Source organism: Flavobacterium flavipallidum, from assembly GCF_038289905.1.
GTDB classification, from domain to species: Bacteria; Bacteroidota; Bacteroidia; order Flavobacteriales; family Flavobacteriaceae; genus Flavobacterium; species Flavobacterium flavipallidum.
In genome coordinates this window covers 1-9800 of the sequence record NZ_JBBYHU010000055.1, presented here as the reverse complement: position 1 = coordinate 9800, position 9800 = coordinate 1, and the positions used below count along the sequence as shown (strand labels likewise).

General features: G+C 33.3%; 8 protein-coding genes and 3 tRNA genes. 6 read left to right on the top strand and 5 right to left on the bottom strand.

Annotation, left to right across the window (positions count from 1 at the left end):
- The first annotated feature begins 557 nt into the window (after window positions 1-557).
- Window positions 558-1571, top strand: coding sequence for a porin (locus AAEO59_RS16135; RefSeq protein WP_341701778.1), 1014 nt, complete (start codon window positions 558-560; stop codon window positions 1569-1571).
- A gap of 172 nt (window positions 1572-1743) precedes the next feature.
- Here AAEO59_RS16135 and AAEO59_RS16130 read toward each other — a convergent pair whose 3' ends face one another.
- The 5 genes from AAEO59_RS16130 to AAEO59_RS16110 all read right to left on the bottom strand — a co-directional run bounded on the left by AAEO59_RS16130 (window position 1744) and on the right by AAEO59_RS16110 (window position 7187).
- Window positions 1744-2646, bottom strand: coding sequence for an N-acetylmuramoyl-L-alanine amidase (locus AAEO59_RS16130; RefSeq protein ID WP_341701777.1), 903 nt, complete (start codon window positions 2644-2646; stop codon window positions 1744-1746).
- A gap of 29 nt (window positions 2647-2675) precedes the next feature.
- The gene (locus AAEO59_RS16125; protein ID WP_341701776.1) at window positions 2676-3149 is read right to left on the bottom strand and encodes a hypothetical protein; all 474 of its coding nucleotides are present in this window, start codon (window positions 3147-3149) and stop codon (window positions 2676-2678) included.
- 36 nt (window positions 3150-3185) lie between these two features.
- A complete protein-coding gene (rimO, locus tag AAEO59_RS16120; protein WP_341701775.1) occupies window positions 3186-4499 on the bottom strand; it encodes a 30S ribosomal protein S12 methylthiotransferase RimO in 1314 nt (437 codons plus the stop codon).
- 199 nt (window positions 4500-4698) lie between these two features.
- Complete coding sequence (locus tag AAEO59_RS16115) at window positions 4699-6216, bottom strand: OmpP1/FadL family transporter (protein WP_341701774.1); 1518 nt, start codon at window positions 6214-6216, stop codon at window positions 4699-4701.
- A 29-nt stretch (window positions 6217-6245) separates the two neighbouring features.
- On the bottom strand, window positions 6246-7187 hold the full coding sequence (locus AAEO59_RS16110) for a hypothetical protein (protein WP_341701773.1): 942 nt from the start codon (window positions 7185-7187) through the stop codon (window positions 6246-6248).
- 101 nt (window positions 7188-7288) lie between these two features.
- On the opposite strand from AAEO59_RS16110, the gene proS reads away from it, so the two are divergent.
- From proS to rpsT, 5 genes are all read left to right on the top strand, one after another.
- Window positions 7289-8767: a proline--tRNA ligase gene (gene proS / locus AAEO59_RS16105; RefSeq protein WP_341701772.1), complete on the top strand. Its 1479-nt coding sequence runs from the start codon at window positions 7289-7291 to the stop codon at window positions 8765-8767.
- Window positions 8768-8864: 97 nt separating this feature from the next.
- Window positions 8865-8936 (top strand) — tRNA-Glu (locus tag AAEO59_RS16100).
- A gap of 40 nt (window positions 8937-8976) precedes the next feature.
- Window positions 8977-9048: transfer RNA gene (locus AAEO59_RS16095), tRNA-Glu, on the top strand.
- Between the two features lie 46 nt (window positions 9049-9094).
- Window positions 9095-9166 (top strand) — tRNA-Glu (locus tag AAEO59_RS16090).
- 162 nt (window positions 9167-9328) lie between these two features.
- On the top strand, window positions 9329-9580 hold the full coding sequence (gene rpsT / locus AAEO59_RS16085) for a 30S ribosomal protein S20 (protein ID WP_341701771.1): 252 nt from the start codon (window positions 9329-9331) through the stop codon (window positions 9578-9580).
- The last annotated feature ends 220 nt before the right edge of the window (window positions 9581-9800 follow it).

The window sequence follows — 9800 nt, the reverse complement described above, 5'->3', positions numbered from 1 at the left end:
TATAAATATAAGAAATTTCATTCATTTAAGCAATATAAACACATAAAATTATGGATCTAATTATTGATTTATATGACTTATATAACAAAAAAAGTCGGAAGAATAATCTTCCGACCATGACTACTTTTTGGGAGGTTTTTTGTTTGGTATAGATTTAGTTTTTTAACAAACTTGTAAATCTTTAAATTTCAAGATACCCCCTTTTTTTTATGGGGTTGTTTGTTTTTAACTGTGCTTTTTTGTTGTTTTTGTGTTTATTTTTATTGTTTTTATCTTTATGTGGTATGTTTTTTTAAGGGTTTAGGTGTTTTTTGTCGTTAATATATTCTTGTTTTTGATATCGAAAAATGGAAAAAACGTATTAAATTTTAATTTATTTCTGTTTTTTGATAATTCGACGTCAAAAAAGGGAAAAAGTTATGTTTTTTTATTTTTCTGAGATTAAAAGTTGATACATTTGCCTCAAGAAAGAAGTTAAAAATGTATTAAATACTGAGAATAATATGTTAATATCGTCTTTTGTATAATAATAATTTAAATAACCAAAACAATTAAACATGAAAAAAGTAATTTTTATTTTAGCTTTAGCGTTGACAGGAAGTGTGACTTTTGCACAAGACAAACCTTTGGAAATTTCAGGTTCTGCTGATGTTTACTACAAATATGATTTTTCAAAATATTCAAATTCTAATGGTGCAGGTGGTGGACCAGTTACAAGTTTTGCAACAGATCAAAATTCAGTGTCATTAGGTATGATTGATATCGCTTTGAAAAAAACAACAGGTAAAACTTCTTTCGTAGGTGAGGTTTCTTTTGGACCAAGAGGAGAAAAACAATCTATTCCAGATGTAGGTGGACAATCATTCCACATTCAAAATTTGTATGTTTCTTATGCAGCTACTGATAAATTAAGCTTTACAGCAGGTTACATGGGAACATTTGTAGGTTATGAAGTGATTTCGCCGCTAGCTAATTTCCATTATTCAACTTCTTATATGTTTACTAATGGTCCATTCCAAAATGCAGGAGTAAAAGCAAATTATGCGATTTCTGACAAAGTAGGTTTAATGGTAGGTGCTTTCAATGATTCATGGAATAGCTATAAAGCGGATGATTTTAAAGGATTGAATGCTGTAGGTGCTCAATTGTCTTTCATGCCAACAGATAAAATTAGTGCATATCTTAATTTCATGGATGGATCAGTAAGTGGAACTATTATTGACTTAACTGCAACTTTCCAATTGACTGAAAAATTCAAATTAGGTTTGAACTCTGCTGATTTTTCAAATGAAGGAGATGTAGGTTATTCAGGTATTGCATTATATCCTTCAATTGCAGTTACAGATAATTTTGGATTAGGACTACGTGGTGAGTATTTTAAATTTAAAGAAGGATCAGGAGATACGTCAGTAACAGCGTTTACTTTATCAGGAAATTATAAAGTTGGTGGTTTGACAGTTATACCTGAATTAAGATTAGATTCTGGTAAAGATGATTTATTTGTTGATTCAGATATGGCTCCTACAAAATCTTTCACTCAAGCTTCAATTGCTTTAGTTTACGGATTCTAAGAAAAAAGAAATCAAAACCCAAACCCTAACCAGGTTCATTACAACATAATTTTTTTTACTGTCAAGCACTTTTCATTTGTGTCTTGGCAGTTTTTTTATCTAATTTTTTTCTACAAAAAAAGAGCTTAGAATTTATTTTCAAAGCTCTTTTCGTTTTTAATAAACTTTCTTTTTATTGTTTTAAATAAATAGAATATATTGTGTTAAGTGTATTTTGGTCTAAAATTGCATTGACTTCTTCAGGCATATAATGTAATTTAAAAGCAGTGATGGCTGCATTTAAGTTTTTAGTATTATAGCCAATAACTCTTAATGCTAGCTCAGGATTGAATTCAAGCGGAGCCAGAGGTAGAACATCGTCTTTCCAGATACCAAATCCGTTTTCAGCTAAAGTTTTCCAAGGAAATAGTGCGCTTGGATCTTTTTTCCTTGATGGAGCAATGTCTGAATGACCAATAATATTTTGTGTAGGTATGTTATAATCTTTTTTTAATTTACTTAACAAAGCCATCAAGCTTGTAATTTGAGCTTCCGAAAAAGGTTCAACACCATTATTGTCTAGTTCGATTCCAATAGATGAGGAATTGATGTCAGTGTTTCTACCCCAAGAACTAATTCCTGCATGCCAGGCTCGTAAATAATCGTTGAGCATTTGTACCACATGTCCATCATCTGCAATTACATAATGAGCACTAACTTGTGACGTTGTTTTTGTAAACGTTTTTGTTGTTTGTTGAAGTGAATCTTGTGCGGTATGATGGATGATTATGAAATTAGGTTTTCTAAGATTGAAATTTACTGTGCTTATCCATTCTGTATGGATGCCATTTTCAAGTTTGGTAGAACCTACTTTAAAAATACTATCTTTAAAAGTATATAGTTGTTTTGAATATACACTATCAATATTGATAGTTACCTTAGTTACTATAGGTAATGGTTCAAGTTCCTTTGATGACATCTGAACTTTTAAGACTCTTAATTTTGAATCATATTCTTTTTCACTTTTTTTATAAGGATTGGTAGAACAGGAAGAGATAATAATTGCCGGGATGATATAACTGAGGTGTTTGTTCATTGCGATTGTTTTTTATTAAAAAAGGAAAACTATTCGTCTTCCTTCTTCTTTTTCTTTTTATCTTTTTTGTCTTTTTTTTCTTTTCCGCGCTCTTCTTTGAGTGCTTTATATTTTTGTTTTTGTTCTTCGTTTAGATACTCGTTGACTTTTCGTTCGTTTACTTCAAAAAGCGCCTTAATCTCATCAGATTTTTGTTGCTGACTCATTTTTTCGTCTTTCATTATCGCAGTTTGCGATTTAATGATATCGGTGTAAACATTTGCAATGGCAATAGTTTGTAATTCGTCAAGATTTAACTCTGGTTTTAATTTCTCCATAATCTTGCCCACAGTTACTTCTACAGGAATTTCTTTGGGCTTTGTATCGGGTTGACTCATTTGACTCATGCTGTTTCTACCCATTCCATAACCGCCATATCCATTTCCGTATCCGTATTGTGCAAATACGGTGTTGAATGATATTAGTATTAACGCTACTACAAAGAAAAATTGTGTCTTGTTCATGTTAATTGTTTTTTAAAAAAATAACTAAGATTTTATTTATGCAGGTTCTCCGTATAAATCGAATTCGGTAGCGTCAATTATTTTTATCATAGCGAAATCCCCTGTTTTTAAGTAGAATTTTGATGCGTCAATTAAAACTTCATTATCCACGTCTGGGCTGTCAAATTCGGTGCGACCTACAAAATGACTGCCTTCTTTTCTGTCTATGATACATTTAAATACCTGTCCGATTTTCTCTTGATTTAAATCCCAGGAAATTTGAGATTGTAATTCCATGATTTCATTCGCACGATCTTTCTTTACATCGTCTGGAACATCATCTTCCAGTAAATAAGCATGAGTGTTTTCTTCATGAGAATAAGCAAAACATCCTAATCGATCAAACTTCATTTCCTGAACAAAATCTTTTAGGATTTCGAAATCCTCTTGAGTTTCTCCCGGATAGCCTACAATTAAAGTAGTACGGATAGCCATTCCTGGAACTGCGGCTCTGAAATCTTTTAATAATTGAGTAGTTTTTTCTTGTGTTGTTCCGCGACGCATTGATTTTAAAATAGAGTCGGAAATATGTTGTAAAGGAATGTCAATGTAATTACAGATTTTTGGTTCTCGTTTCATTAATTCTAAAACGTCCATAGGAAAACCGGTAGGGAAGGCGTAATGCAAACGAATCCATTCAATTCCTTCAACTTCTGCTAAAGCTTCCAGTAATTCAGCAAGGTTGCGTTTTTTATAAAGATCAAGTCCGTAATAGGTTAAATCTTGAGCTATTAGGATTAATTCTTTTACTCCGTCTTTTGCTAAACCTTCTGCTTCTTTGACTAATTTTTCAATTGGTTGCGAAACGTGTTTTCCGCGCATAAGTGGGATAGCGCAAAAACTACATGGTCGGTCACAACCTTCGGCAATTTTTAAATAGGCATAATTTTTAGGCGTAGTGGTTAGTCTTTCGCCTAATAATTCATGTTTATAATCAGCACCTAATGCTTTTAGTAATTGAGGCAATTCAGTAGTGCCAAAAAACTGGTCTACATTAGGAATTTCTTTTTCTAAATCGGGTCTGTAACGTTCAGATAAACATCCTGTAACGAAAACTTTGTCAACTAAGCCTTTTTCCTTTTTATCTGCATATTCTAAAATCATATTTACTGATTCTGCTTTTGCATTGTCAATAAAACCACAAGTGTTGATTACAATAATGTTTCCTTCTTTATCTGCGGGAGCTTCATGTTCTACTTCTTTGCCATTGGCACGAAGTTGTCCCATCAGTACTTCACTATCGTATATGTTTTTAGAGCACCCAAGGGTGATAACGTTTATTTTGTTCTTTTTTAAAGACTTAGTTCTCATAGGTTTGTAAATTGGATGGCAAAATTACGCTTTTTTCTTCAAATTGAATGTGTTTAAAGGGCTTTTGCTTTTTTTATCTCTTTATTTGTGCTTTTCTTAAAAAAGGTATTGATGATTTGTATCGATTTGGGTTTACTATAAAAAATAACCGTCCTGTTTAAAAAAGACAAGACGGTTAATTTAGATTGTTTGAAAAGAATTACAACTCAAATAAAAGTGTTAAAGAAATAGTGTTTTGAATTGAGTTTATTCTTGCGCTGTCAGTCGGTCCTTTAGTGAAGAATTGTTGTTGTGAATTTCTATTTGAATGAGTATAAGCTAAATCTAGTTTTGTTCCTCCAAAATTATATCCTAAACCAGCTGAAAAACTATTTAAGTCACTTATTATTGATTTATTTTTGTATGGACTTTCTTCAAAACGATATCCTCCTCTTAGGCTAAGTCTTTCTATTTTGTATTCGGCACCTAATCTTACTTCGTTTGTTTTGTTTAGAATTTGACTCATACTATTGTTTAAGGTTTGATAATAAGAATCGTATTCAGGTTTGAATATGGTTTTGCTGTAATTTTTACGACTATAGTCTATACTAATTAATCCTTTTTTTCCAAACACATAAGCAAAGCTTCCTGTTAATTTTCCGGGAGTTTGTAGTTTGTATGGAGCATAAACATTGGTGATATTTTCATCGATTACCTCAGGGTCTAATTCTCCCGATGTATTAGCACTTACAGCAACTAATCTTTGGGTAAGTTCATCGTTTAATTTATACCATGTTGGTGATTCGTAAGCAATTCCCACTCTTGCATCAGCTGTAATTTTTGCTATAGCTCCCAGTTGGAATGAGAAACCAGAACCGTAAGTGTACAGATCATTTTGGAATTGAACTTTATTGACTCTGTAACTGTCAGGTGCTGTTGGTAATGGGTTGTTGTTGTCTTCGTAAAAAAGAGACGATTGAGTGTAATCTACAAAATGTGAATTTAAGTTGATACCAAGGTAAAGTTTGTCATTACAAGCTGCTGCAGCATTAAAGGATAGTTTTCCGTTATAGCCATTGGTGGTAACTGTGTTTTCTTGGTAATAGTTGCCTCCTTCTGCAATATTCGAAATATAATCATTGGGATTTGGATCGTTGTTTGCCGGATCAATTATATAGGTTTTAAAACCAAAATAAGCTTGTTGAGTAGCATAGTCTAGATTGCGATAACTGTCTAAATTTGCAAAATTACTTATAGGAATGCCATTAGCATAGCTTACAAAATAATCACCAATTGAAGTAGTAGGATTAATACCGAAGGAACCAATTTTGTTGTCAAAATTGTTTTTGTTGTCGTAGTTTATTGCTAAAGAAAATTTATTCCAGCCGTTGTTGTTTCTGTTGTTGTTTTTGAAAACAAAAACTAATCCAGCTTGGTTGAAGTTAAAAGAATTATTTGTTTCAGAATTTCTGGAATCAAAATAGTTGGAATTGTTTTTAGTAGAGGTATTGCTGGCTGTTACACTCATTTGATTGTTTGCAAATATTGCTGAACCTGCCGGGTTGACATTTATGGATGATAAATCCCCACCAAGTGCTCCAAATGCTCCACTTAATGCTCTGAATCTTGCTGTCCCGTTTAGGTTTTCCTGGCTAAATCTAACAGCATCTGTAATTTCCTGAGCAATTACAGTGTTGAAAGTTAGTAAGGGTAGAAATAGTAAAATATATTTTTTCATTGCAGTTTTTTTAAGTTTTAGTCGATAAATTATCTTCTGCTTCCTCCATATGATCTGGAACCGCCACCTCCACCACCGGTATTACTGCTGTTTCCTCCGCCTCCGTAGGATCTTCCGCTGCTTTCATTGCTATAGGAAGGAGTGCTATAAGATCTAGAAGGAGTGTAACTCTCGTTTCTTGAATAATTTCTACTTTGTTGGTTATTATCGTTTTGGTATTGAGAACTACTTCTTCTGTTTGTAGTAGATTGAGAGTTATTGTATGTTCTTGAATTTGTAAAAACAGGTGTTCTGTTGCTGTTAGAATAACTTCTAGTAGGTGTGTAACTTCTTTGTGAAGTGTAGTTGCTGTAAGAAGCGTTGTTGTTTGTTGATGAACCTCTGCGGCTTGGGTTGTAAGAGTAGGTTCTTCGACTACCGAAGTTATTATTGCTATAGTAATAATTGTTATAACCATAATATGGGTAATTCCATCCGTAATAACCATAGCTATATGGGTAATTCCATCCCCAATTGTTCCAACCATAGCCATAATTCATTCCCCAGTTGTTCCATCCAAAACCATAGTTCATTCCCCAATTGTTCCATCCCCAGTTATTCCATCCAAAACCATAATTCATTCCCCAATAATCAGGATAAAAACTAATAGTTGTTTTGGTTGAATTGTCTCCCCAGCCCGCATAGCTTGTGTATGAATTACTGTTATTTGTGTCAAAATTATTATAGCTATCAACATCTGTAAATATTTCAGGAGATTGATTGTCTGATTGGAGTGAACTAAAATAATCTCTGTAATAATTGCTTGAAGGAGTATTTTTTTCTACAGGTCTATCCGTTGAAACAGAGTATATTCCGTCGTTTTCATAATAAGAACTGTTTTGAAAAGAACCACAAGAAACCATAAAAAGGCTTAGTAATCCTAGGTATAGGTAATTATGCGCTTTTTGCAATGAAAAAATATTTGTTTTCATATCTATTGGGTTTTTTATTGTTGCACATTACAAAAATAGTTAGTTTTGCCAAACTATTTAGTTAAATAAAACAAAACAAAATTTGTGCCAAACTATTCAATATGAGTAAGAACCTTACTACAAGATCAGAAGATTATTCGAAATGGTATAATGAGCTGGTTGTTAAAGCTGATTTAGCCGAGAATTCAGGAGTTAGAGGCTGTATGGTTATAAAACCTTACGGCTATGCTATTTGGGAAAAAATGCAAGCGGAGTTAGATAGAATGTTTAAAGAAACAGGGCATCAAAATGCTTATTTTCCATTGTTTGTTCCTAAAAGTATGTTTGAAGCCGAGGAAAAAAATGCCGAAGGTTTTGCTAAAGAATGTGCCGTGGTAACTCATTATCGATTAAAAAATGATCCGGATAAACCAGGGAAATTAATTGTAGATCCTAATGCTAAGTTAGAAGAGGAACTTATTGTTCGTCCTACAAGTGAGGCTATTATTTGGTCAACATATAAAGGATGGGTGCAATCCTACAGAGACTTACCTTTATTGATTAATCAATGGGCTAATGTGGTACGATGGGAAATGAGAACCCGATTGTTTTTAAGAACAGCTGAGTTTTTATGGCAGGAAGGGCATACGGCTCATGCTACAAGAAAAGAGGCAATTGAGGAATCAGAGAAAATGATGAACGTTTACGCTGATTTCGTTCAGAATTTTATGGCTATTCCGGTGGTAAAAGGATTGAAAACCGAAACAGAGCGTTTTGCAGGTGCAGAAGAAACCTATTGTATTGAGGCCTTGATGCAGGATGGGAAAGCGCTTCAGGCAGGTACTTCGCACTTTTTGGGACAAAATTTTGCAGAAGCATTTGATGTGAAGTTTGCTAATGCCGAAGGAAAACAGGAATATGTTTGGGGAACTTCTTGGGGAGTTTCTACTCGTTTGATGGGGGCTTTAGTGATGACACATTCTGATGATCAGGGATTGGTGTTACCTCCAAATTTAGCTCCGATACAAGTAGTTATTGTACCAATATATAAATCAGATGAGCAATTAGAGCAAATTTCTAATGAAGTGGCTCATTTAATTGCTGATTTACGTAAGTTGGGTATTTCTGTTAAATTTGACGACAGAACGACTCAAAAACCAGGATTTAAATTTGCAGAATGGGAATTAAAAGGAGTTCCTGTTCGAATTGCAGTAGGTCCAAAAGATCTTGAAAATGGAACTTTTGAGGTAGCGAGAAGAGATACTTTGACAAAAGAAGTAAAATCTAAAGACGGAATTGCAGCATATATAAGCGAATTATTAACGCAAATTCAGTCTGATTTATTTAATAAAGCATTTAATTATCGTGAGACACATATTACCGAAGTAAATAGCTTTGATGAGTTTAAAGATGTTTTAGAGAATAAAGGAGGCTTTGTATCAGCACATTGGGATGGTACTGCTGAGACTGAAGAAAAAATCAAAGAGTTAACTAAAGCAACCATAAGATGTATTCCTTTGGAGGGCGTTGAAGAGGCGGGAAGCTGTGTGTTTACTGGGAAAGCATCGAATAAGAGAGTGTTTTTTGCGAAAGCATATTAAAAAAAAATATTTTTTTTGCTTTAGCTCTTGCGGAATTAAAAAACAGTTGTATCTTTGCAACCGCAATACAGAAATGCACTGCATAATGTAACGCAATGGTCCGTTCGTCTATCGGTTAGGACGCCAGGTTTTCATCCTGGTAAGGGGGGTTCGATTCCCCCACGGACTACGAAAATTGAAATATTGTTCCTAAAGTTTATAAGGAATTTGGTCCGTTCGTCTATCGGTTAGGACGCCAGGTTTTCATCCTGGTAAGGGGGGTTCGATTCCCCCACGGACTACGAAGTTAATCTTATTATAGATTCTTAACTTTCTTAGAGGAATAATGGTCCGTTCGTCTAGGGGTTAGGACGCCAGGTTTTCATCCTGGTAACAGGGGTTCGATTCCCCTACGGACTACAAATTAGTTGTGAAATAGTTTTGTGAAACAAATGTCAAGTGTCTCTGGTGTTTGTTTTATTAGTTAAAACCAAAGTGATTGCGTAATTTGTGTAATTGTGGGAGGTTTTTCTTTTTTAACTAATAATTAAAATAATTATTACAATTAAAAAAAAAGTAAAAATGGCAAATCATAAGTCAGCTTTAAAAAGAATAAGAAGCAACGAGAAAAAAAGAGTATTAAATAGATACCAACACAAAACTACACGTAATGCAATTAAAGCTTTGCGTTTAGCTACTGATAAAGCAGATGCTACTGCTAAATTATCAAATGTAATTTCTATGATTGATAAGTTAGCAAAAAAGAATGTTATTCATGATAACAAAGCTTCTAACTTGAAATCTAAATTAACTAAATTCGTTAATAAATTGTAATCAAGCAATTTTAAGATATCCAAAGCCTCTTCTTTCGAAGAGGCTTTTTTATTGGTTTCAATTTTGGATAATTCGGATTGTTTTTTTATATATATTTTGGATCAAGTTCAAAAGTTGGGGACTAAGCAAAAAGATTGGATAATCTGAATAGAAAAAAATCAATTTTTCTGACTCCTCTAAATTGACTTCTGAAAGCTTTTATTTTCGCATTAAAAGATTC